Annotated in this window: 21 protein-coding genes; 8 read left to right on the top strand and 13 right to left on the bottom strand. The window is 42.0% G+C overall.

Annotated features, from left to right (window positions below):
* Positions 1-28: 28 nt before the first annotated feature.
* The 10 genes from selD to BVH04_RS10760 form a co-directional block, all read right to left on the bottom strand.
* The gene (gene selD, locus BVH04_RS10720) at positions 29-1,072 is read right to left on the bottom strand and encodes a selenide, water dikinase SelD (protein ID WP_086541468.1); all 1,044 of its coding nucleotides are present in this window, start codon (positions 1,070-1,072) and stop codon (positions 29-31) included.
* Complete coding sequence (gene mnmH / locus BVH04_RS10725) at positions 1,044-2,099, bottom strand: tRNA 2-selenouridine(34) synthase MnmH (protein WP_086541469.1); 1,056 nt, start codon at positions 2,097-2,099, stop codon at positions 1,044-1,046. The genes selD and mnmH overlap by 29 nt, the downstream gene beginning before the upstream one ends.
* Positions 2,100-2,165: 66 nt before the next feature.
* A complete protein-coding gene (gene trxA, locus BVH04_RS10730; protein WP_086541470.1) occupies positions 2,166-2,486 on the bottom strand; it encodes a thioredoxin in 321 nt (106 codons plus the stop codon).
* Between the two features lie 289 nt (positions 2,487-2,775).
* Entirely contained in the window at positions 2,776-7,062 is a 4,287-nt protein-coding gene (gene dnaE, locus BVH04_RS10735; protein ID WP_086541471.1) for a DNA polymerase III subunit alpha, read from the bottom strand.
* A 246-nt stretch (positions 7,063-7,308) separates the two neighbouring features.
* Positions 7,309-7,557, bottom strand: coding sequence for a DUF4143 domain-containing protein (locus BVH04_RS25790; protein WP_205635835.1), 249 nt, complete (start codon positions 7,555-7,557; stop codon positions 7,309-7,311).
* 137 nt (positions 7,558-7,694) lie between these two features.
* Complete coding sequence (locus BVH04_RS25795; RefSeq protein ID WP_205635836.1) at positions 7,695-8,027, bottom strand: AAA family ATPase; 333 nt, start codon at positions 8,025-8,027, stop codon at positions 7,695-7,697.
* Between the two features lie 103 nt (positions 8,028-8,130).
* A complete protein-coding gene (locus BVH04_RS10745; RefSeq protein ID WP_086541472.1) occupies positions 8,131-9,327 on the bottom strand; it encodes an ATP-binding protein in 1,197 nt (398 codons plus the stop codon).
* 145 nt (positions 9,328-9,472) lie between these two features.
* Positions 9,473-10,117, bottom strand: coding sequence for a 16S rRNA (guanine(527)-N(7))-methyltransferase RsmG (gene rsmG, locus BVH04_RS10750; protein WP_086541473.1), 645 nt, complete (start codon positions 10,115-10,117; stop codon positions 9,473-9,475).
* Entirely contained in the window at positions 10,117-10,728 is a 612-nt protein-coding gene (locus BVH04_RS10755; protein ID WP_086541474.1) for an RNA polymerase sigma factor, read from the bottom strand. The genes rsmG and BVH04_RS10755 overlap by 1 nt, the downstream gene beginning before the upstream one ends.
* The gene (locus BVH04_RS10760) at positions 10,719-11,942 is read right to left on the bottom strand and encodes a glycosyltransferase (RefSeq protein WP_317045497.1); all 1,224 of its coding nucleotides are present in this window, start codon (positions 11,940-11,942) and stop codon (positions 10,719-10,721) included. The genes BVH04_RS10755 and BVH04_RS10760 overlap by 10 nt, the downstream gene beginning before the upstream one ends.
* A 34-nt stretch (positions 11,943-11,976) precedes the next feature.
* Here BVH04_RS10760 and tgt point away from each other — a divergent pair, with 34 nt between their 5' ends.
* From tgt to BVH04_RS10775, 3 genes are read left to right on the top strand one after another with little or no spacing between them, the layout of a single operon-like run.
* Positions 11,977-13,107, top strand: a complete 1,131-nt coding sequence (gene tgt, locus BVH04_RS10765; RefSeq protein WP_086541475.1) for a tRNA guanosine(34) transglycosylase Tgt — start codon at positions 11,977-11,979, stop codon at positions 13,105-13,107.
* A gap of 1 nt (position 13,108) precedes the next feature.
* Positions 13,109-14,182, top strand: coding sequence for an LptF/LptG family permease (locus BVH04_RS10770; protein ID WP_086541476.1), 1,074 nt, complete (start codon positions 13,109-13,111; stop codon positions 14,180-14,182).
* Entirely contained in the window at positions 14,183-15,091 is a 909-nt protein-coding gene (locus BVH04_RS10775; protein ID WP_086541477.1) for a DMT family transporter, read from the top strand.
* Positions 15,092-15,097: 6 nt separating this feature from the next.
* Here the strand turns inward: BVH04_RS10775 and BVH04_RS10780 are convergent, their stop codons facing one another.
* From BVH04_RS10780 to ispE, 3 genes are all read right to left on the bottom strand, one after another.
* On the bottom strand, positions 15,098-15,430 hold the full coding sequence (locus BVH04_RS10780) for a type II toxin-antitoxin system PemK/MazF family toxin (RefSeq protein ID WP_086541478.1): 333 nt from the start codon (positions 15,428-15,430) through the stop codon (positions 15,098-15,100).
* Positions 15,417-15,659: a CopG family transcriptional regulator gene (locus tag BVH04_RS10785; RefSeq protein WP_086541479.1), complete on the bottom strand. Its 243-nt coding sequence runs from the start codon at positions 15,657-15,659 to the stop codon at positions 15,417-15,419. The genes BVH04_RS10780 and BVH04_RS10785 overlap by 14 nt, the downstream gene beginning before the upstream one ends.
* Before the next feature lie 69 nt (positions 15,660-15,728).
* The gene (gene ispE, locus BVH04_RS10790; RefSeq protein WP_086541480.1) at positions 15,729-16,538 is read right to left on the bottom strand and encodes a 4-(cytidine 5'-diphospho)-2-C-methyl-D-erythritol kinase; all 810 of its coding nucleotides are present in this window, start codon (positions 16,536-16,538) and stop codon (positions 15,729-15,731) included.
* 534 nt (positions 16,539-17,072) lie between these two features.
* Between ispE and ilvD the strand changes: the two genes are divergently transcribed.
* The 5 genes from ilvD (at position 17,073) to BVH04_RS10815 (ending at position 23,701) form a co-directional block, all read left to right on the top strand.
* Positions 17,073-18,752, top strand: a complete 1,680-nt coding sequence (gene ilvD / locus BVH04_RS10795) for a dihydroxy-acid dehydratase (protein WP_086541481.1) — start codon at positions 17,073-17,075, stop codon at positions 18,750-18,752.
* Between the two features lie 4 nt (positions 18,753-18,756).
* Complete coding sequence (gene ilvB / locus BVH04_RS10800) at positions 18,757-20,451, top strand: biosynthetic-type acetolactate synthase large subunit (RefSeq protein WP_240510900.1); 1,695 nt, start codon at positions 18,757-18,759, stop codon at positions 20,449-20,451.
* Positions 20,452-20,563: 112 nt separating this feature from the next.
* A complete protein-coding gene (gene ilvN / locus BVH04_RS10805; RefSeq protein ID WP_086541506.1) occupies positions 20,564-21,064 on the top strand; it encodes an acetolactate synthase small subunit in 501 nt (166 codons plus the stop codon).
* A 64-nt stretch (positions 21,065-21,128) separates the two neighbouring features.
* Positions 21,129-22,172 carry a ketol-acid reductoisomerase gene (gene ilvC, locus BVH04_RS10810; RefSeq protein WP_086541482.1) on the top strand — a complete coding sequence of 348 codons (1,044 nt, stop codon included), beginning with the start codon at positions 21,129-21,131 and terminating at the stop codon, positions 22,170-22,172.
* A gap of 20 nt (positions 22,173-22,192) precedes the next feature.
* Positions 22,193-23,701 (top strand): 2-isopropylmalate synthase, encoded by a 1,509-nt coding sequence (locus tag BVH04_RS10815; RefSeq protein WP_086541483.1) that lies wholly within the window; start codon positions 22,193-22,195, stop codon positions 23,699-23,701.
* Positions 23,702-23,703 lie beyond the last annotated feature (2 nt).

Here is a 23,703-nt window from a genome sequence, read left to right on the forward strand (position 1 = left end):
AGTTGGGTTAAGATAATAATAAGTAATACTATGGCATCACTTCTACCACAAATTCATTCCTATCTGTGAACTGACCAATTTCCCAAATGACTTGGTCTTGCTGCTTCATCGAATCCTCAAACCAAGCTTTATTTTCAGGATCTACGGCAAGCATTAATCCCCCGCTTGTCTGAGGATCACAAAGTTTGACCAAGTCCATTCCCACCACGCCCTTGGTTTTGGCGCTATAGGCATTCCAATTTCGGTAGGTGTTGTCAGGAAAAATAAACTGATTGATGTACTCTTGCACACCTTCGATCATCGGAAGTTTTTTGAGATCAATTTCTGCGGAAAGTCCTGCGCCTTCGCACATTTCTATCAAATGCCCTAACAGTCCAAATCCAGTCACATCTGTCATGGCGTGGACTTCTTCGTGATTTCCCAGAATTTCTCCAATGGAATTCAATCTGCAAGCTGTATCCAATAAACTCATATAGTCCTTCTCGGAGATTTTTTGACGCTTCAGGGCTGTTGCCAATACGCCTACTCCAAGCTGCTTGGTGAGGTAAATAAGGTCCCCCGACTTAGCGCCGCTGTTGGTTTTGATTTTATGAGGGTGCACTATGCCATTTACCGACAGTCCAAAAATTGGATCTTTTGCAGCGATGGAATGTCCTCCAGCCAATTCTATTCCTGCAGCTTTACATATTGCTTTTGCTCCTTCCATTACTTTAGCGGCAAGTTCAGGCGCGAGCTTTTCTACTGGCCAGCTTAGAATCGCATTGGCGAAAATTGGTTTTCCACCCATAGCATACACATCTGAAAGTGCATTTGCGGCAGCGATTCTCCCAAAGTCAAAGGGATCATCTACGATAGGTGTGAAAAAATCCACCGTATTTATCACTGCCAAATCTTCAGATACCTGATAAACAGCCGCGTCATCTTTCCCTGAATTGCCAACCAATAAATTTGGATCCGATTGACTAAATGAGCCACTTGAACTTAGAATCTGGTCTAAAATAGCCGGAGCGATTTTGCAACCGCAGCCAGAACCTTCACCCCATTCAGTCAGTCTTGTTGGTGTATTTTCCATGGAATTGTGTTTTTGCTTCAAGTAGTTTTTTGATGGATGTATCGGGATCGATCCCACGTAGATCTAATTGGATAGTCTTGCCTTCGGCATGCTTTTCCAAGTCAAATATGTAGGCTTTGTCGTAGTAGATAAGCATGTTTGAGATCCATTCGGCATGATTTCCTTCTACGATTGCCTCTATCGCTTGAGATGTACGCAACCCCCCTAATCGCTTCTTCAGACGCAAGACAGCAAGGATTAATTCATCAGCAGGCAATACGGCATATTCTTCAGCAATAAGCTCGACTCGCTCTTCATCAGTTTTCAGAATGTCTATGAGAGGTGCTGCCAACATTTGAAGGTAGAATTTGTCAGGTAGAATTAATCTGCCGATTTTTCGACTTTCGTTTTCTATCCAGATAGGCTTTTTCGGATTTTGCTTGCGCAAAGCTTCTGCAAATAGATTTTCAAATTGCTCCACGGTAGGCTGAGCGGGCTGTCCGATGGAACCAAAGGAAGATCCTTTGTGATTTGCCAAGCCTTCCAAATCAATAATTTGCTCGTCTGATTCCTGAAGGCTCTGTAGCAATCTGGTTTTCCCTGTCCCGGTTTTTCCTCCTAAAACAATGAGAACCCATTCTCTTCTGACCAAATCAAAACTGTAGGTTCGGTAGGTTTTATAGCCGCCTTTGAGTCTAAAAACCTCAAAGCCCACCATGGTTAATAGCCAAGAAAGGATTTGGCTACGCATTCCTCCACGCCAGCAATAGATGAGTATTTTTTTCTCTGGAAATTTCTTTAAAACTTCTTTTAAAATCAAATGAAAGCGTGGTCCGACTAGTTCAAAACCTTTGATAGTAGCTTCTTCCGATCCCCTTTCTTTATATAGTGTCCCTACGACTATTCTTTCTGAATTATTTAGAATTGGGATATTGATAGAGTTGGGAATGTGACTTTGTTCAAATTCCCCTTCACTTCTCGCATCGAGCATCGGGAATTGATCTCGCAAACTCCAAAAATCATCTAAAGAAATTAACTGCTCGGCCATAAAGTATGAAGATAAAAAAAAGCCGCAAGGAATTCTTTGCGGCTCTGATTGTAATTTAGTCAACTATTAAAGTTGGGCATCTATTTTTTGTGCCAGAACAGATTTTGGAACTGCTCCTATTTGCTTGTCTACTATCTCACCACCTTTGAAAATCAAAAGAGTAGGGATAGATCTGATTCCAAACTTCGCGGAAATAGTTGGATTTGCATCCACATCTACTTTGCCAATGATAGCTTTGCCATCATATTCTCCCGCAAGTTCCTCTACTAATGGACCGATCATCTTACATGGCCCACACCATTCAGCCCAGAAGTCAACCAGAATTGGTTTATCAGAATTAATGATTTCTTCAAAGTTAGCGTCGGTTAATTCTATCGCTTTTCCCATTGTATGTTTAGTTTAACGTTTCTTATTTTTTCAAATATAGAACTGAAAGGGAATTGAAGATTAATAAGTTCCGATTGGATTAATTTTTTTGTCTAGGATCAATTGATAATGACGATGATGACTACATAATGCTTTTGCAGTTAAACCTAATTTTTTAATACGCAAAACTCAAATATCAATCTTTGAAGTTTGCGTTGAGGTAGCATTGGTCATCGGTCACCCAACATCGGTCTTTCAAGCCCATGGAAATAACAAATCTAGGTTAATCGAGGACACTTCATGTATACATTTATACCACCTTATACATCACCTCAGGAATTTGCTTCAATTCCATGATCATTTCTGAGCTTGGATTAATAGAGAATCTTTTAGATAACAGCTCTAGAGCAATATTCTCCTTGCGATCAATCACATCAAAATAGAGCTTAGCATCTCCTTTGTATTTCTCAGTGATTGCCTGCAATTTCTCCATCAAATCAAGGGTAAGATCATCCAGATTTATATTGACCCGAAGTCCCTTCACCATTTTCCCACGGATTTCATCGAGTAGCGTAATGTTGCTTATCTTAAACTCCAACTCATTTTCTGCCCAGCGCTTACTAGCCGCCGTTCCACTGATGAACAAAAACCAGCCCGGCATAAAGTATTCTTTGAACTTCACATAATCATCTCCAAATAGGAAAAAGGTGAATGCGCCTTGATAATCCTCCAGTGTAAGTGTGCCGAAGGGTTTTCCGTTTTTGGTAGTTCGGTGTGCAAAAGTGGAAACTGATCCAGCCAATTTGATATCGCTACGATTTCTCAAACTTTCCAAGTCAGTCAAATCAGGCAAAGCAGCATTTGTAAAGGATTCGATTTCTAATCTAAACTGATCCAACGGATGCCCAGAAATGTAAAGCCCAACGACTTCTTTCTCAATATTTAATTGCTGCAGTTGCGTGAAAGGCTCCATCGGAGCTATGGTTGGAAGCGGAACTTCCATATTGCCAGCGCCTCCTCCGAAAAGACTAACTTGATTACTTTCTTCCTCCTGCTGTACTTTTTGAGCGTACTTTGTTGCTTTTTCGATCAGATTTAAATCATTGTCCGCAGCTTCTAAATATTGCCTTCTGTGATGCTGTGGGAAGCAATCAAATCCACCTGCCATTGCCAAGGCTTCCATGGTTTTCTTATTGAGTGCTTTGGAGCTTACTCGTTTCGCAAATTCAAAGATGTTTTTATACGCGCCGTTTTTCTCCCGTTCACTAATAATCGCATCCACCGCAGCAGAACCTGCACCTTTGATCGCAGCCATTCCAAATCGAATTTCGCCGGCAGCATTTACGGTAAATCCGTTTTTGGATTCATTCACGTCTGGACCCAAGACGGGGATTCCAGCCCGCTTACATTCTTCCATGAAAAACGTCACCTGAGTGATGTCATTCATGTTATTACTCAATACTGACGCGAGGTATTCAGCAGGATAATGCGCTTTCAGATAGGCCGTCTGGTAGGCAATCCACGCATAGCAAGTTGAGTGGGATTTGTTAAAGGCGTAGGATGCAAAGGCTTCCCAGTCGGTCCAGATCTTCGAAAGTTTCTTGGCATCATGACCTTTGGCAGAAGCCTGTGCTATGAATTTTGGCTTCATCTTATCCAGTACATCCTTCTGCTTTTTACCCATCGCTTTACGCAAAACGTCCGCCTCACCTTTAGTGAATCCGGCGAGTTTTTGGGACAAAAGCATTACTTGCTCTTGGTAAACTGTGATTCCGTAGGTTTCCTCCAAGTATTCCTTCATGTCGTCCAGATCGTATTCGATCGCTTCCGTTCCATGTTTTCTTCTCACAAAAGCAGGGATATATGCTATTGGGCCTGGACGATACAAGGCGTTCATGGCAATCAAATCCGCAAAAACTGTAGGCTTCAGATCGCGCATGTATTTCTGCATTCCCGCAGATTCATATTGGAAAATGCCGACTGTCTCACCACGCTGGAAAAGCTCATAAGTCTTTACATCATCTATCGGGAAATGATCGGCATCCAGCTCGATGCCATGTCTTTCCTCTACAATTCTGATCGCGGTTTTTATAAGCGTCAGGGTTTTTAGACCCAAAAAGTCCATCTTCAACAGACCTGCAGCTTCTACCACAGAGTTGTCAAACTGGGTGCAAACCATATCTGAATCCTTCGCAAGCGCAACTGGGACATAGTTCGTAATATCATCTGGTGTGATGATTACGCCACACGCGTGTATTCCTAGGTTTCGCACAGATCCTTCTAGCATAGTCGCTTGATTGATCGTTTTGGCAGCATCATCCTGACCTTTGGAGATCTTGATTAATTCATCTGCTTTGGCAATCATCTCGCTTTGGCCGTTGAGTTTGTCAGAGATGGCAGCACGGTTTCCTTGCAGTGCAAAGAGTGCTTTCAGTTTGATGTCAGGGACTAAATTAGCCAGTCGTCCAGCCTCGGCAAGTGGGAGATTCAGTACTCTTGCGGTATCTCGAATAGCAGATTTGGCAGCCATGGTGCCATAGGTGATGATCTGTGCGACTTGGTTGGAGCCGTATTTTCTGATCACATAATCGATCACTGACTGGCGACCTTCATCGTCAAAGTCAATGTCAATATCAGGAAGTGAAACTCGATCAGGATTTAGGAAACGTTCGAATAGAAGATTGTATGCGATGGGGTCTATATTGGTAATGCCAGTACAGTAAGCGACAGCCGAGCCTGCTGCCGATCCACGACCTGGTCCGACAGAAACTCCCATTCTTCTCGCCTCTGCAATAAAGTCTTGTACAATTAAGAAGTATCCTGGATAGCCTGTGTTTTTGACCGTGGCTAGCTCAAAGTCTAAGCGCTCTTCGATTTCTGAAGTGATTTCTGGATAACGTTTTTTTGCTCCCTCATAGGTTAAATGTCTGAGATATGCATTTTCCCCGCGCTTTTCACCATCGACTTCATCTTCAGCGTGCTTAAATTCTTCGGGAATTCCGAAGGCTGGAAGGAGGACTTCTCGCGCGAGTTTATAGGTCTCTACTTTCTCTGTAATCTCATTGGTACATTCGATGGCTTCCGGCATGTCTGCGAAGAGCTTTTTCATCTCATCGGGAGTTTTGATGTAGAATTCATCATTCGGGAAGCCGTAGCGAAATTCTCTTCCACGCTTACCAATGTACTTTTTCGGCTTATCGTAAAGCTCTCCGTCTTTCACGCATAGCAATACATCGTGCGCTTTTGCATCGGTTTTCTCACTGTAGTAAGAGTTGTTTGCTGCGAAATATTTCACATCGTACTTCCGCGCAAATTCTAACAGTACCTCATTTACTTTCTCTTCCTCAGGGATGCCGTGGCGATTGAGCTCTACATAAAAATCTTCGCCAAACTGGGCCTTCCACCACACAAAAGCTTCTTCCGCTTGGGTTTCTCCGACGTTCAAAATCAAGAAAGGAATCTCTCCCCAAAGCCCACCAGTGGTAGCGATTAGATCAGCTTTGTATTGAACCAAAAGCTCTTTGTCAATTCGGGGTAAATAGTAAAAACCTTCGATATTGGCGTAGGAAGCTAGTTTTGCTAGGTTGTGATAACCAGCTTTATTTTTTGCTAGGAGAACAGTTTGGTAACCGTCATCCTTATTTGATTTGTTTTTTCTGTCGCGGCAAAGATTGAATTCACAGCCCAAAATTGGCTTGATATCTTTTGCGAGTGCTTCTTTCACGAAGTGGAAAGCGCCCATCATATTCCCGTGATCAGTCATCGCAATAGCTGGCATTCCCAACTCTTTTGCGCGAGCAATCATGGCAGGAATCTCACAGGTGGCCTGAAGAACGGAGTACTGACTATGGACGTGCAGGTGTGTAAACGGAACATCTTTAAGATCTGAGATATCCGCTTTACCGGCCTGCTTTAGTACATCTTTCGCAGCGACTTTCTGAGCATCTTTTGCTTGCGCGAAGTTGGCTTCCTCCAGCTTAGGTGCTTCGTATATTACTTCTTTAATTGCGATTCCAGTCACAGGAGCTTGTACTCCTTGTGTGATCAAGCCAAAGAAACAGCGAGCTGTAGCATCCACATCATAAGCCGCATCGTGGGCATCACCGAAGCCTTTCCCAAAAAGTTTATGATGTAACTCTGTAAGCGTTGGCCATTTGAATTTGCCTCCTCGACCCCCGGGAAGTGCACAGAAATCTGTGGAAATATCTTTGGTGTCCAGCTGCTTTGCTGTCAACGGCATAGTAGCCTCAGCTCGGTAGTATTCCGAACCTGTTACATTGACATCAAACTCGACATTGTGTCCTACCAAATAGGTGGCTTTCTGTACGTCTCCTTCAAATATTCCGAGGATCTGCTTCAGGTCGTGTCCTTCGGCTAAAGCTCGTTTGGTGGAAATCCCGTGAACTTTCTCCGCATTGTAGGGAATCGTAAATCCTTCGGGACGGATGATGTAATTATGATTAGAAATCAGATTTCCCTTAGCATCATGCAGTTGCCAGGCTAGCTGAACAAGTCTTGGCCAGTTGTCCACATCGGACATGGGGGCATTGTAATCGCGGGGAAGACCGGTGGTCTCCGTATCAAAAATTAAATACATACAGCTTGGGGAATTGAGACTTCAAATTAGGGCTAATCTCTGAAAGGAGACAAGCGGAGCGGAGGTAATTGTCGGAGATTTTTACCTAGTAATGAATAGCACCTTAAGCTTGAGACTTTTAAACTTTTTAATTCTCTGGGTGAGATGCCGTAAAAAAAGTGGTTAAGTTAAATCAGGAAAGGATTGAAAAATCTCTCCAGAAGATTACCTTTCCATACGATCTTTTTTGGTTCAAACTACCCGCATTCACCAATCCTTTTGAGGATATTGGAGTTGTAGAAAAAGCCAGGATTTAGCTGTGGGCTGAGAAATCCCTGCTTCATTTGCTAAGGCACTTAGATTCAAAAATTGACCTGCCCGTGCTGCGCAGAGACTCAGGAAACTTTGAAATTGTCTCAAATCTCTGACAACCATGAGTTCTGTCACATCCCGATTGCCGTAGGTTTGGACATAATTGGAGTAAAATACGCTTGGTGAAATCTTCCTGTCATACATGGCAGGGTAAAACCCAGTGATCAACTGGTCAAAAGGATCTTCTGCAAGCTAATTCGCTGATGATAGCTCCTTCGTGTCTAGTGGTAATAGCTTGAAAATAGCTACTCGGTCAGCTAAGCTCTGAGTGATTCGCTCCTTTATGTGAAAGTTTGAGATCCGGAAAGTATAAATCCGCCCATTCGATCAGGACGACTGTCAACAAGAGTTTGTAGGCACGAAAATATAGCTGGTGCTTGCTGTACTTCATCAAAGATCACCTGATCGTGGTACTCAGCCAGAAAGCCATTTGGGTCTTTCAGCGCAAAATCCCGATTATCTGGATTTTCCAAACTAACATAGCGATAGTCTGGGAAAAGCGTTCGTAAAAGCGTAGTCTTTCCTGACTGTCTTGGGCCAGTGATTGCCTGTATGGGGTATTTACTTTGACATTCCCGTATTGCGTTGAATATCTGTCGATTAATCACATTCATTTGCTACAAATGGACATCTAATTTTGAAATTGTACAGACTTTATTTTAAAATTGTACAACTTTTATCTTTCTCTCAATGATTGTAAAAGGATAGCTTTTACTCTCAATAGAGAAATCCCAGCAAATAAAGTGGGATCTGCTTTCCCCAGCCTATTTCTAATTCATCTGAAAACACGAGGTGGTTTTCGTGATGAGCGACTTGAGCTGGTGTTTTGTTCTTTCCTCCGATTTCCAATAGAATTTCCTCATTGACCAAAAAGTCTCCTCTTGAGGGATGAGTGATATTCAAGCCCGCGTTTTGAAGTTGGTCGAGGGCAAAAGTCTCTCTAATGTTTCCAGAGTTCCAGCCTTTCTCGGATAGAGATTTAATCAAATTAGCATTGGAAAGCAGGATTTTTTCTGGCTTGTTCATCAGGCTAATTCCTTTAGTAGAAGATCTGAGATTTCGAATGAGCCGTGCTTCTTCTAGGACGTGAAGCATTTCAAGGAGAATTGGGCGAGTTGTTTCTATTTGAGTTGCGAGTTTGGTGATATTTGGCGTGAAGGGAACAGACTCAGAAATTATATAAAGAAGCTTTTTGAGTTTGTTTTGTGTGCTAACGGATATGTCTTTTGCTTCAGGAAGGTCATAATCGATGATTATATTGATTATCTGTTGTAATCGATAGCTATAATCAGTAAGTCCTTCTTTGAAAAAAGGGTAGGATCCATAGGAAAGAAATTCTTGAAAATAGTGTAGTGGAGACGCAAGTTTTTGTTTGATGCTTCGGGAGATCTCTACATGGTTGATTTGAATTTCCTCCAAAGTATATGCAGGGAAGGCCCAGTCGTACTTTAGTTGAAGGAATTCTCGAAAGGATAATGCAGTGAGCTCATAAAACAGAACCCTGCGGCTTAGGTCCACAGTCGATTTCTGCAACTCAAGAATGGATGAGCCTGAGAATGTAAGTTGAAGATCGGGGTAAAAGTCATATAGATTTTTGACTTCTCGATGCCAGTCGGGGTACTTGTGAACTTCATCTAAAAAAAGCTTCCTTCCGCCAGCTTGATAGAAGCTTTCTCCTGTTTCTAGAAGTGTTGTTGTTTTGAAATATAGATCATCTAGCGAAAAGTATAGCGCTTTTTCTCCATAATCTGCCGTCTTGAGATGTTGAAGCATCAAGGTAGATTTTCCAGTTCCACGAGCACCTTTTATGCCAATTGCCCGAGCATCCCAGTTGATTTTTTTCGAAAGGGATCTTTTGAAATTCAAATCAATTCCAGTGAGTAAGCTTTGATATCTTCGAATGAGCTGCTGCATTGTATTTTCAAAGATACAATATTTGTCTAAAAATGTATCTTTGAAGATACAATTCTATTTATTTTAATCTATGTGAGAAGAAGGCAGTAGCGTTCACCTGACACCTAACATCCCAACATCGGTCACTCAACATCCAACATTCTACCTACCTCTTATCCTCCCAAGGCATAAAAATTACCTTTTTGGTCTCAAAAAATTCTTCTTTGAAGTAGTCTTCCAAGTGGTACACCACATAGGATTTTCCTAATTCCTCCATCTCTTCGTCAACTTCTCCGCCTTTGAGATAAAGGATGCCATTTGGATATTCGTTGATGTCTTCCTTGCGGATTTTGTTTTTCACCCAAGGATAAAAAGTGGCCATACGAGTCACTGCACGACTGATCACAAAATCGTATTTACGGATCAACTCCTCTGCTCTTGCTTGCTGAGCTTCTACGTTGGTTAATTTCAGCTGCTTTACCACATCTTTTACTACAGTGATCTTTTTCCCAATAGAATCCACCAAATGGAAATGTGTATCGGGAAACATAATCGCCAGTGGAATCCCGGGAAAGCCACCTCCAGTGCCGATGTCTAAAATCTTTGTTCCTGGCTCAAACGGCATCACTTTTACAATCCCAAGGGAATGCAGAACATGATGCAAGTAGAAATGCTCCATGTCCTTGCGACTGATTACATTGATTTTGGAATTCCAATCATCGTATAACTCTTGAAGAAGGTCGAACTGGGCGAGCTGAGCTTCGGTAAGTTCTGGGAAATAAGACTGGATAAGCTGAGTGCCAGAGTTCATCAAATGTGTTTTTGTTTGCCAGCGGCAATTTCGTAGAGTAATTCTCTGGAGCGGTGAAGTTGCGCTTTCACGGTTCCCAGTGGTTTTTCAAGTTCTTTTGCGATTTCCTCGTAAGAAAGCTCATCGAAATAGCGTAGCTGTACCAGTTTTCGATATTTCGCGGGAAGCTTGTCCACGAAGATTCTCACCATCTCGATCCGCTGAGTACGAATGAACTCGTCCTGCGGATTATTGTCATCATCTTCCACGTCTATGGTCACAGAATTTCCCCCGTCATCAGACATCGTCGTGTTCAAACTCATCGTCTTGAGTTTCTTTTTTCTGATGAAATCAATGGTGTTGTTGGTGGCAATACGGAAAAGCCAAGTGGAGAACGTATAGTCTTTTTTGAAGCGATGGAGATTCTTGAATGCTTTGGCAAAAGCCTCCATGGTGAGATCCTCTGCATCATCTGCATCTCGGATCATTTTCAGGATCATGTAATAAACGGCCTTTTTGTAGCGCTTCATTAAAGAGGCGTATGCTTGCTGATCTTCGTGGTGTACCGCTTGATCGATCAGATCAAAGTCTTCGAGTGCTTTCTTAGAAAAACCGCGTTCATTTATTTCCATTGGATGTCTTTTGCCTGATGGGATATAGTCCCTAAAATCCAAAAATAACCTAAATACAAGAAATCAAGCATCCAGATGTTTTTTGGTGGTTTAGTTCCTTGGATCTTTTTCTCGGCAGCTTTGAAAATAAGCGTGATAAGAAAAGACCTCAGAAGGATAATACCAAAAACAACGGAAAAATGTTCCCAGCTATGGACTAAACCGACATAAATAAGCAATCCTAAGCCCCCAAGCCAGAATAATGCATGCGAAAAGGAGTATAGTCCAATCTTTCTCTTGTCTTCACCACTATAATATTTCCCTACACTCAAGTGCCTTTTTTTCTGAATAAGATATTCTTTGCGCGTTTCTTTTGGTTTGGAAATCGTATTCGCTTCTGGATCTAAGACTATTGCAGTATTTCTACCACTGGCATATTGATTTATAAAAAGATCATCGTCTCCGCCTTCAATATGCCAAAGTCCTTTGAACGCTTTTACATTCATGAAAAAATCCTTGCGGTAGCAGAGGTTCCTTCCTATTCCCATGAAGGGTTTTTTCCAAAGTCCAAAAGAGATGTAGTACAACCCAGTGAGTAAGGTCTCAAATTGAATCCAGTTATTTAAAAAGCCAGGCTTTTGTTCATATCCTGAAAATCCAACTGCAAATGTTTTTTCCTGATTTCGCACTGGAGCAGTCATTTTTCTGATCCATTGGTTGGTTTCGGGCAGGCAATCTGCATCAGTCAGGAGAATTACGTCATGCTTGGCTACTTTGATGCCCAGTGTAAGTGCATACTTCTTGGCAGTGACATGGGTTGGTGTGTACTTGATGGTGACGGAGCGCAATTTGGGATAGCTTTCCATCATTTTCTCCAGTAGGCGCTTAGTACTATCCGTTGATCGGTCGTTGACGATCATGACATCGAAGACAGGATAGTCTTGTTCGAAGAGCCTAGGGATGAGTGTCTTAAGGTTTAAAAATTCATTGTGCGCACAAATCACCACAGTCACACCCTCTTCATTTTTCGAAGTAGATGGAGATTTATTGCCAGCATAAAAAGCTGCCTTCCCAAAAATAACCAAGAGGTAAATTGCTTGGATAAGTATTCCAATACCGAAGAAAAACCAAAGTAAAAATAGGCCCATAGGTCGTTTTTGCTGCGCAAATATAAAATCAAATTCAGCAAACCATTTAAGAATAAGCGTATATTTTTGCAGGCTGAATGGGACCATCTGTAGAAGGTCTCACCAGCAACCCATTAGCGATATGAAGTTTACCTTAGAGTACAGTGATCCCAAAAGTAAAGCCAGAGCAGGTGTAGTTAAAACCGATCATGGTGATATTCAAACACCTATTTTTATGCCTGTGGGTACAGCTGGCTCTGTGAAAGCTGTTCATCAGCGGGAATTGGATCAAGACATCAAAGCTCAAATCATTCTGGGAAATACCTATCATTTGTATTTAAGACCAGGGCTGGATGTGCTGGAAAAAGCTGGAGGACTTCACAAATTCAACGGCTGGGGTAAACCAATCCTGACTGATAGCGGAGGATATCAAGTCTTTTCGCTTTCGGGAACCCGCAAAATCAAAGAAGATGGGGTGATGTTTAAGTCACACATTGATGGATCGAAGCATCATTTCACTCCAGAAAATGTCATGGATATTCAGCGAACAATAGGCGCTGACATCATTATGGCTTTTGATGAGTGTACTCCTTATCCTTGTGAATATGGCTATGCGAGGAACTCGATGGAGATGACCCATCGCTGGTTGACGCGCTGCATTGATCGTTTTGACGCGACCGAAGGGAAATATGGCTACCATCAGACGCTTTTCCCTATCGTGCAGGGATCTGTTTACAAGGATTTGCGTAAGCAAAGTGCGGAATTCATCGCATCGACCAATCAGCAAGGAAATGCAATCGGCGGACTTTCTGTGGGCGAGCCTGCAGAGATGATGTATGAGATGACTGAGTTGGTCACGGATATTTTACCCCACGACAAGCCTCGATACTTGATGGGCGTAGGAACTCCCGCCAATATTTTGGAATGCATTGCTTTGGGTGTGGATATGTTTGACTGTGTGATGCCTACTCGGAATGCTCGAAACGGCATGCTTTTCACCTCGGAGGGTTTTATCAATATTCGAAACGAGAAGTGGAAGGATGATTTTTCGGGCATCGATCCAGCGATCGGAGGCTATGTGAGTACCTTTTATAGCAAAGCATATTTGAGACATTTGACTATTAGCAAGGAGATTTTGGCTGCGCAAATTGCCAGTATCCATAATCTAAGTTTTTACCTTTGGCTGGTTGGCCAAGCTAGAGAGCATATCCTAGCTGGTGATTTTGCCGTTTGGAAAGATCAAATGGTGAAAAAAGTGAGCACCAGACTCTGATATGAAACTACTCGACAAACTGATCATCAAGGATTTTCTCAAGACCTACTTTTTCGTAGTCGTCATGCTGATTCTGGTGGTTTTGGTTTTGGATTTTACAGAAAAGAATGACACTTACATCAGAAATGATGTTCCTTCTGGAGAGATTTTCAAGTATATGATTAATTATGGCTTGTACCTCAATAACCTCTTAACTCCAATCACGGTCTTTATCTCTGTTATATTTATCACTTCCAAAATGGCAGATAGAACAGAAATTATTGCAATTCTGAGTAGCGGAGTTAGTTTTATGAGATTGTTAAGACCCTTTCTTTTTGCTGCCAGCATGATCGGTGGGGCGAGCTTTTTATTGAATGGCTGGGTATTACCGGGAGCGACTGCAGGAGTGACTGAATTCCGAATCACCTATCTGGATAAGGAGAAAACTTCATCCGAGGCAAATCTTCATATCAAAGTAGGTGCAGAGTCTTACGCGTACATAAGTAGGTTTTATAATACCAGTAATACAGGCCATAGTTTCACCTTAGAGACAATCAAAGATGGCGAATTGTTAGCTAAACTCTCTGCAGATAGAATCGAATGGGATACTGCCAAGCGGGTATGGACTCTTCACAATTGGAGGCTCAGAGAGCTCAAGGAGCGTGAAGAAATTTATACAGTAGGTGAAGATCTTGATACTACGCTTAGCATTCGGCCAGAGGATTTTGACTTGCCTGAAAATCATCATGAAACCTTAAAACTTCCCGAGCTAGGCAGACAGATCAAAATCTTGGAAGAGCGAGGTGCAGACAATGTGGGCTTCTACAAGATTGAACGATATGTGAGGTTCATGTCCCCTTTTGCAGCGATAATTTTGACTTTTATTGGGGTAATCATGTCTGCTAGGAAGACCCGTGGAGGTTCTGGTTTTCAGATTGCGATGGGCTTTTTGCTCGCGTTTGTTTATATCATCCTGTTTATTCTTTCCAGGACTTTTGCAGAAAATGGCGCCACATACCCTATTTTCGCTGTTTGGCTGCCCAATATCATTTTTGCAGCTACGGGTCTTTTTCTCTACAAAACCGTCCCGCGCTAAATGACCGCAACGATCAAGGATTACTTGATGCTTCATTTGATAGTACTCATATGGGGATTCACAGCTATTCTGGGTTTGTTGATCAGTTTGCCAGCGATAGAACTGGTTTTTTATAGAACCTTGATCGCAGCCTTGGGCGTTGCTGGTCTATTTTTATTGAAAAAGAAGAACCTGCTCCTGCCTTTTCCTGACATGATCAAAGTCACTGGAGTAGGTTTTGTGATTGCAATGCACTGGATTCTGTTTTTCTGGTCAGCTAGAGTTTCCACAGCTTCTGTATGCTTAGCAGGAATGGCAACTACGTCACTTTGGACTGCTTTTGTGGATCCATTATTCAACAGAACCAAAATCAAATGGTATGAGGTAGGTCTTGGTTTGATGGTGATTTCAGGGATCTTGGTGATTTTTAGTTTTGAATCGGGCTATTGGTTGGGCTTAAGTATGGCACTTGCGTCTTCTTTTTTTGGGGCTGTTTTCTCTGTCATGAATGGGAAGCTAGCGCACAGGCACAATCCTTATCAGATCACTTTCTACGAGATGGCAGGCGCTTGTTTATTTTCTCTGCTCTTTATGCCCATCTATACCAATTTCATGACAGATGAAGGTCTGAAATTTGCATGGGTTGGTTACGACTGGTTCTGGCTTTTTATTCTTGGAGGAATTTGCACGGTGTATGCTTTTTCCGTTTCGGTGGAATTGATGAAGAGACTTTCTGTTTTTTCGATCAACTTGACAGTGAACCTGGAGCCTGTCTATGGGATTGTGTTGGCTGTTTTGATTTTTGGAGAAAGTGAAAAAATGACGCCCCAGTTTTACTTGGGGACGGGGATTATTCTGTTGTCGGTGCTGATTTATCCTGTGTTGAATTATCTGAATAAGCGAAGAAAGCCTGTTCGTCCACTTGGATAATTAATTCTACAGAGTTGTAATATCCTTCAGTGTGGCTAATGTCTGAGTTAATTCCGTAGTTGATATCTCTCCGATTTTCTCTATCAGCCGATCCTTTGAAATTGATCTGATATGAAAAACCATCAGTTCAGACTCCACCTTCAGCCCGTTTTTTTGAGATGGTTCTAAAATCGGATTTCCCTGATAGTTTTTGATTTTGGAAGTAAGCGGAGCGGTGATCGCTACTTGCAGGAATTTGTTCATCAGATTTCCGCTAAGGATCACCACTGGTCTTCTACCCGCTTGCTCAGAACCTATCACAGGACTGAGGTCAGACATCCAGATATCACCCTGCCGCATTTTCTATCTGGTTTAGGTAGTCAGCCATTCCTTCTTCTGCGACCATAAGAATGTCATCATCCTGAGCTGCCTGTCTGTAAGATTTGACATATTCAGCCCTTTTCAGATGGTCGAGATAAAGATTGAGCGCATTTTCTATCAATTTATTCTTTGGCAGAGAAAGCTTTTTTGCATAATCGGCGAGCCTTAGAAGAAGGTCGTCCGGAAGTGTACTAGTGAAAGTCGCCATTGTGATTTATATTTATGATTCACAAATATAAAAAACAAATTTATTATTTACCTTCCTATTTTTAATAATTTATAAAATCGCTTCAAATTTAAAATATCCATCCTGCCAGGCCATTGAAGTGGGCTTCTCGTCAAACAGTCCGAACACTGAAGAGCCAGAGCCAGACATGGCAGCGTAATAAGCGCCATACTCGTAAAACTGTTCTTTTATGGCAGCAATCTCTGGATGATTTGGGAATATGCTGGCTTCGAAGTCATTAACAAGCTCATCTTTCCATCGGCTTTTATCTACCAAAACTTCTTCGAGTCTTATTTTTGGACCGGTTGGAGTTACACCAGCATAGGCTTCTTTGGTCCCTATGTGGATTCCGGGATTGACCAAAACCAAATAAGTCCCAGTTAAGTCTAACTCCACAGGTTCCAAAATCTCTCCTCTTCCTCTGGCAATTTTCGTTGTGTTTTCAATGAAAAAAGCGCAATCACTTCCAAGTTGCGCAGCATATTCTTCCAAAAAGAAATCATCTAGGATCAGATCAAAGAGATTGTTCATCAGACTCAATGCAAACGCTGCATCCGCAGAACCACCACCCAATCCAGCTCCCATTGGGATATTTTTGTGTAGGTGTATGCTTAGTTCTGGCAGGTTTGGAAAGTCTTTCTTCAAAAGCTGATAAGCTTTAAGGATAAGATTGTCATGAGAATCTCCTGGTATTTCGAGCCCAGTGTTTTCAAAGCTTGTTTTTTTTGTACTGATGATCATTTCCAAAGCATCCAAAAGCGGAATAGGAACCATACAGCTCTCTATATCGTGATATCCGTCTTTTCTTTTGGCAGTGATATGAAGACCCAGATTAATCTTTGCGTTTGGAAATGAAATCATTGGAAATAATGTTTGTTCAAAATTAGAATAAATTTTAGGGGGAATGAGGTTTTTCTCAATTGAGAATTTGGCAAAAAATCTAGCGTTTATTGAAGTAAATGTGGTATATCATTTTTCTTATTAAAAAAAAGAGAATAACTTTTGATAAAAGTTGAAGAAATCAAAAATCAGTACAAAATTTTGAAAATTTAAAATTTAGACAAATCATTTACTGAAAAACAGGGGTAAATTCAGGGAAATGGAGTTTTATATTTTGAAAAAATAAATTTCCCATACATTTTTTATCTGAGAAAGATGAAAAATGTAAAATTAAATATTGTAAGTCTGAAATTTCGGTTTTAAGTTTGTCATGTACTTCGGCATAGAGTCGAAGGGTAGCTCGAAAAATAGTATGTATAAAGTAGTCATTTTGCTAAGCGGAATTATTCTCATTGGATTTTAAATGTGAGGCACTAGACTATTCTTTATAATGAAATAAAAAAAAATCTGAAGTGCCTCACTAACCTGAGGCACTTTTTTTATACCCCCATGAATATGACCCTGAAAAAACACAGTTGGGAAATAAGCGACAATCCTGAGCATCCAGCAGGCATGGCAATGTTGTATGCCACTGGAATGAGTGACAAGAAAATGAAACAGCCTTTTGTGGGGATAGCCAGCTGTGGCTATGAGAGCAATCCCTGCAATATGCACCTGAACGACTTTGCCGGTCTGATCAAAGCCTCCTCGCAGGAGCACGATCTGACCGGTTTAGTTTTTAATACCATTGGTATTTCTGACGGTACTACCATGGGTACATTAGGTATGCGCTATTCGTTGGTCTCTAGGGAAATAATTGCTGATTCTATTGAGTCGTTCATAGTGGGGCATTCGTTCGATAGCTGTGTGGCAGTGACAGGCTGTGATAAAAATATGCCAGGTGCATTGATGGGTATGATCCGAACCGATAGACCTGGAATTTTGGTATATGGCGGTACGATAGCATCTGGTAACTACAAAGGCGAAAAGCTAAATATTGTATCTGCTTTTGAGGCGTTCGGAAAGCGAGTAAATGGAAATATTACAGATGAAGATTATGATGGTGTCATTCGAAATGCTTGTCCTGGTGCCGGAGCTTGCGGAGGAATGTACACAGCTAATACCATGTCTTCAGCTATAGAAGCGATGGGTATGTCCCTTCCTTATTCTGCATCTTATCCGGCTAATTCTCCTGAGAAACTCAGAGAGTGCCGTGAGGTGAATAAGTACATGAGAATTCTTTTAGAAAAAGACATCAAGCCAAGCGATATCATCACCAGAAAAAGTATTGAAAATGCAGTGACCGTTGCGATTGCTTTGGGTGGAAGTACCAATGCTGTGATGCATATCATTGCAATAGCACGAACTGCCGGCGTAGATTTTAATTTGGAAGATTTCAAAGCTATCAATGCCAAGACTCCAATGCTTGGTGACTTTAAACCTTCTGGCAAATTCATGATGGAGGATCTCCACGAGCAAGGCGGCGTTCCTGCATTCATGAAGTATATGTTGCAAAATGGCTTCTTGCATGGAGATTGCTTGACTGTGACGGGAAAAACATTGGAAGAAAATCTAAAAGATGTAGCTCCAATTACAGTTTCTATGGTGAATGTGATTCATCCTCTGGAGACACCAATCAAAGCAACCGGTCACTTATGTATTCTTTCTGGAAATCTGGCTCCAGAAGGAGCTGTAGCTAAAATCACAGGTAAAGAAGGAAGTTCGTTTACTGGTCCAGCTCACGTGTTTGATTCTGAGCAAGAAGCGAACGATGCGATCCGTGATCACAAAGTTCAAAAAGGTGAGGTGCTCGTCATTAGAAATATCGGTCCAAAAGGAGGTCCAGGAATGCCAGAAATGCTAAAGCCGACTTCTATGATCATTGGGGCGGGTTTAGGTTCTGACGTAGCATTGATTACTGATGGAAGATTCTCTGGTGGTACACACGGTTTTGTAGTCGGACATGTCACTCCAGAATCTTGGACTGGCGGTCCTATTGGTCTTGTTGAAAATGGTGATATCATCACTATAGATGCAGATGGTTTAAAACTATCCGTCAATGTATCAGAGGAAGAATTTGTAGAAAGGAAGAAATCCTGGAAGCAAAAAGATGTTTCTGACTTACAGGGAACATTAAAGAAATACAACAAATTAGTTTCTACCGCATCGGAAGGTTGCGTAACAGATAAATTCTAAGCCCATGAAGGATTCAATGATAAGAGGAGCTGACATCGTTGTACGCTCACTCATTGCCGAGAATGCGAAAATAATCTTCGGATATCCCGGAGGGGCAATAATGCCCGTTTACGACGCATTACATGATTATCATGATGAGCTAAGGCATGTACTCACACGCCATGAGCAGGGAGCGATTCATGCAGCTCAAGGATATGCCAGAGTCTCTGGTAAAGTGGGAGTCTGTATTGCAACCTCAGGACCAGGAGCAACTAATTTAATCACAGGGCTAGCTGATGCTCAAATCGATAGTACACCGTTAGTGTGTATCACGGGGCAAGTTGCCTCTCACTTACTTGGTACAGATGCTTTTCAGGAAACCGATGTATTGGGCATCTCTATGCCAGCAACTAAATGGAATATACAGGTCAGAAGAGTGGAGGATATTGCTCCAGCTATCGCAAAAGGCTTTTATATAGCCAAGTCAGGACGACCAGGGCCAGTATTAATTGATATCACTAAGGACGCACAGACTAACTTTGGTGAGTTTAATTATAGCAAATGTTTGGGTTTCCGATCTTATAGAACACATATTCCTGTAGAAAAAACAGCCATTCAAGAAGCTGCTTTCTTAATCAATATGGCAAAAAGACCCTATGTTCTTTTTGGACAGGGAGTGGTGCTAGGCAATGCTGAAGATGAATTGAAAGCATTTTTGGATAAATCAGGAATACCCGCTGCCTCCACCTTATTAGGTTCAGGAGCTCTTTCTGAAGACCATCCGAATTATGTAGGTAAGCTTGGTATGCATGGAAATTATGCACCAAATCTATTGACTAATCAGTGCGACGTGCTGATAGCGGTGGGAATGAGGTTTGACGATCGAGTGACTGGTGATTTGAAGCGTTATGCTAAGCAGGCCAAAGTGATTCATCTGGAACTTGATCCTGCGGAAATAAATAAAATTGTTAAATGTGAAGTAGCTGTTCTTGGTAGCTGTAAGGATAGCCTCAGCTTGCTTATAGATGCAGTCAATGCAAATGCATATCCTGAATGGATGGCCAAATTTCAAGAGCTAGCAGATCAGGAAAATGCTACGGTCATTCAACCTGATTTGACACCAGTTAAGCCTGGCTTGACCATGGGGGAAGTGATACATCAGATCAATAAGTACAAAGCTGATGATGCAGTTCTGGTAACTGACGTCGGTCAGCATCAAATGATTGCTTGGAGATATTTCAATTATAAAAAGCCTAGAACTCAAGTTACCTCTGGTGGATTGGGAACAATGGGATTTGCTCTTCCAGCAGCATTGGGAGCTCAGATGCATGATTTCTCAAGGCAGGTAATTTGTGTGGTTGGTGATGGAGGGATTCAGATGACTATCCAAGAACTTGGAACGATCATGCAGACCAAAGCTCCTGTGAAAATCGTGTTACTTAACAACAATTTCCTTGGAATGGTAAGGCAGTGGCAGCAAATGTTCTTTGAAAAGCGCTACTCATTTACCGAACTTGACAATCCTGATTTCATCAAAATAGCTGAAGCATATAATATTCAAGCTCAGAAAGTCACAGAACGAGCTGATTTACAAGAATCGATTGAAGATATGCTGATTCACGATGGACCGTATTTCCTCGAAGTGGTAGTGGAAAAAGAAGATAATGTATTCCCTATGATCGCCACTGGATGCTCAGTGGAAGAGGTTAGACTTAGCTAAACCAACCCAATGAAATCGAGCATGACTCAGGCGTCACGCAGAGGGATGTCCCGATAGCTATCGGGATGCCTTGCGAGATTCCATGTGGCCTTCGAAAGAAAATTATAAACACATGAAACGATATACCATATTTGTTATTACCGAGAATTTCATCGGTATCCTTAATCGCATCACTATTATTTTTACCCGGAGAGGTATCAATATTGATGCACTTACAGCCTCTGAAAGCCGATTGGAAGGAATCCATCGGATCACAATCGAGGTTACTGCTTCAGAAGACACGGTTGTTCAGCTGGTCAACCAGATCGAGAAAATCATCGATGTGATCAAGGCTTTTTACCATGAGGATGAGAGCGTTGTTTATCAGGAAATTGCATTGTACAAAATCCCTGTGTCAAGACTTGACGGTGGCCTGGAGAAAATCATTCGCCAGCATAATGCGAAGATCATTGCTGCAGAACCGGACTTCGTAGTCTTGGAGCTGACAGGTCACAAGGAGCAAACGCAGGATTTACTCGAAATTCTAAAAGGTTACGGACTATTGGAATTTGCAAGATCGGGTAGGGTGGCTGTCGCAAAAAGAATGTTGACAATTGACAGTTTTGTCAAATAATAATAAACCAAAAAAGGGATTCCGAAGGAACCTATTAAACACTAGTACTAAAAAATAAAAGCTCATGAAATTAAAATTCGGCTCAACAGAAGAAAACGTAGTAACTAGGGAAGAATTCCCACTGGAAAAAGCAAGAGAAGTACTCAAAGACGAAGTGATCGCAGTATTAGGTTACGGCGTTCAAGGTCCAGGGCAGGCGCTCAACTTGAAAGACAACGGATTCAACGTGATTGTAGGTCAGCGTAAAGGCTCCAAAACTTGGGACAAAGCCGTAGCTGATGGCTGGGTTCCTGGACAGACACTTTTCGAATTGGAAGAAGCTTGCGAAAAAGGCACTATCCTTCAATTCCTTCTTTCTGATGCAGGGCAGATTGCTCTTTGGCCAACAGTAAAGAAACACCTCACTCCAGGTAAAGCATTGTATTTCTCTCACGGTTTCGGGATTACTTACAAAGATAAAACTGGCATCATTCCTCCAGCTGATGTAGATGTGATCTTGGTAGCACCAAAAGGTTCTGGAACTTCTTTGAGAAGAATGTTTGTAGAAGGTAGAGGCTTGAACTCTTCCTATGCAATCTATCAGGACGGAACTGGTAAAGCTTATGATCGTGTTGTAGCCCTGGGTATTGGAGTTGGTTCAGGTTATTTATTTGAGACCGATTTCTACCGTGAAGTTACGTCTGATTTGACAGGAGAAAGAGGTACCTTAATGGGTGCAATCCAGGGTATTTTTGCAGCTCAGTACGATGTGCTGAGATCAAACGGTCACTCTCCTTCTGAAGCTTTCAACGAAACAGTGGAGGAATTGACACAGTCATTGATGCCATTAGTTGCTGAAAACGGAATGGATTGGATGTATGCTAACTGCTCTACAACTGCACAAAGAGGTGCGTTGGATTGGTGGAAGCCTTTCAGAGATGCAACTAAACCAGTATTCGAAGAATTATATCACAGTGTAAAAACTGGACAAGAGGCTCAGAAGTCTATCGACTCTAACTCTAAAGATGATTACAGAGTGAAATTGGAAGCTGAATTGAAAGAATTGAGAGATTCTGAAATGTGGCAGGCAGGTGCTGTCGTCCGTCAATTGAGACCAGAAAATAATTAACACAAATAACCCCAAGAATTATGAGTGAGAAGCTATGGATATTTGACACTACCCTGAGAGATGGGGAGCAAGTACCCGGGTGTCAGCTGAATACCCAGGAGAAAATTGTGGTAGCAAAAGCGCTGGAAGAATTAGGTGTAGATATTATCGAAGCCGGCTTTCCTATTTCTAGTCCAGGAGATTTTAATTCTGTGCTCGAGATTTCTAAGGCAGTTTCCAACCCGATTATCTGTGCCCTCTCCAGAGCTGTAGAAAAAGATATCGAAGTAGCGGCTCAGTCCCTCAAATTCGCTAAAAAAGGTCGTATTCATACTGGAATTGGCGTTTCTCCTTATCATATTCAATTCAAACTGCGCTCCACTCCCGCTGATATTATCGCTCGGGGTGTGGCTGCGGTCAAATTCGCTAGAAGGTTTGTAGACGATGTGGAGTTTTACGCTGAAGATGCCGGCCGAGCAGATCCGGACTTCCTAAATAAGATCATTGAGGAAGTGATCAAAGCTGGAGCTACAGTGGTGAATATCCCTGATACTACTGGATATTGTCTTCCAGAGCAATACGGAGCTATTATCGCGAGTTTGAGGAATAATGTGCCAAATATTGACAAAGCCATCATTGCTACACACTGTCACAATGACCTTGGTATGGCTACTGCCAACACGGTAGCAGGCGTACAGCACGGTGCACGTCAAGTGGAAGTGACTATAAACGGAATCGGCGAACGCGCCGGAAATACTTCTATGGAAGAAGTGGTAATGGCCATCAAATGCCATAAGTCAATCGATGTCCACACTGAAATTGTCACTCAGAAAATTTACAATACCAGTCGATTAGTTTCTAAATTGATGAATATGCCTGTGCAGCCAAATAAGGCTATTGTAGGCAGAAATGCTTTTGCACACTCATCTGGAATTCACCAAGACGGCGTGTTGAAACATAGAGAGAACTATGAAATCATCGATCCTAAAGAAGTTGGAGTAGGCGAATCTACTATCGTTCTAACAGCAAGATCCGGAAGAGCTGCTTTGAAGCATCATTTGGATGCTTTGGGAGTGGAATTGGAAGGAGAAGCACTTCGTGAGGTTTACGAAGAATTCTTGATTTTGGCAGATAGCAAGCGTGATATTGGTCGAAAAGATCTTTTGGGACTCGTAGGCAAATTCGTAGAAGATTCAAATTTCATTGAACTAGGTAAAGTAACCTATTCTTCAAACGGGACTATCCAAGCCAAGGTATCTTTGAAGATTGGAAATGAGGAACATACTTCTACCGCTCATGGCAACGGCCCTGTGGATGCGGTGCTTAAGGCAATTGAAAAAAGCGCCAAGTCAGCAGTTGAACTGGAGGAATTCCTAATTCAAGCCATTACACATGGAAGTGATGATGTGGCCAAAGTTCACATGAGACTAATTAAAGGAGATAAGCCTTACTATGGCTTTGCATCTCATACAGACATTGTATTGGCATCAGCTCAGGCTTTTGTCGATGCACTCAATAAAATCCCGGTCAAAGAATACGTGACCGCATAATT

This window comes from Algoriphagus antarcticus (assembly GCF_002150685.1).
GTDB classification, from domain to species: Bacteria; Bacteroidota; Bacteroidia; order Cytophagales; family Cyclobacteriaceae; genus Algoriphagus; species Algoriphagus antarcticus.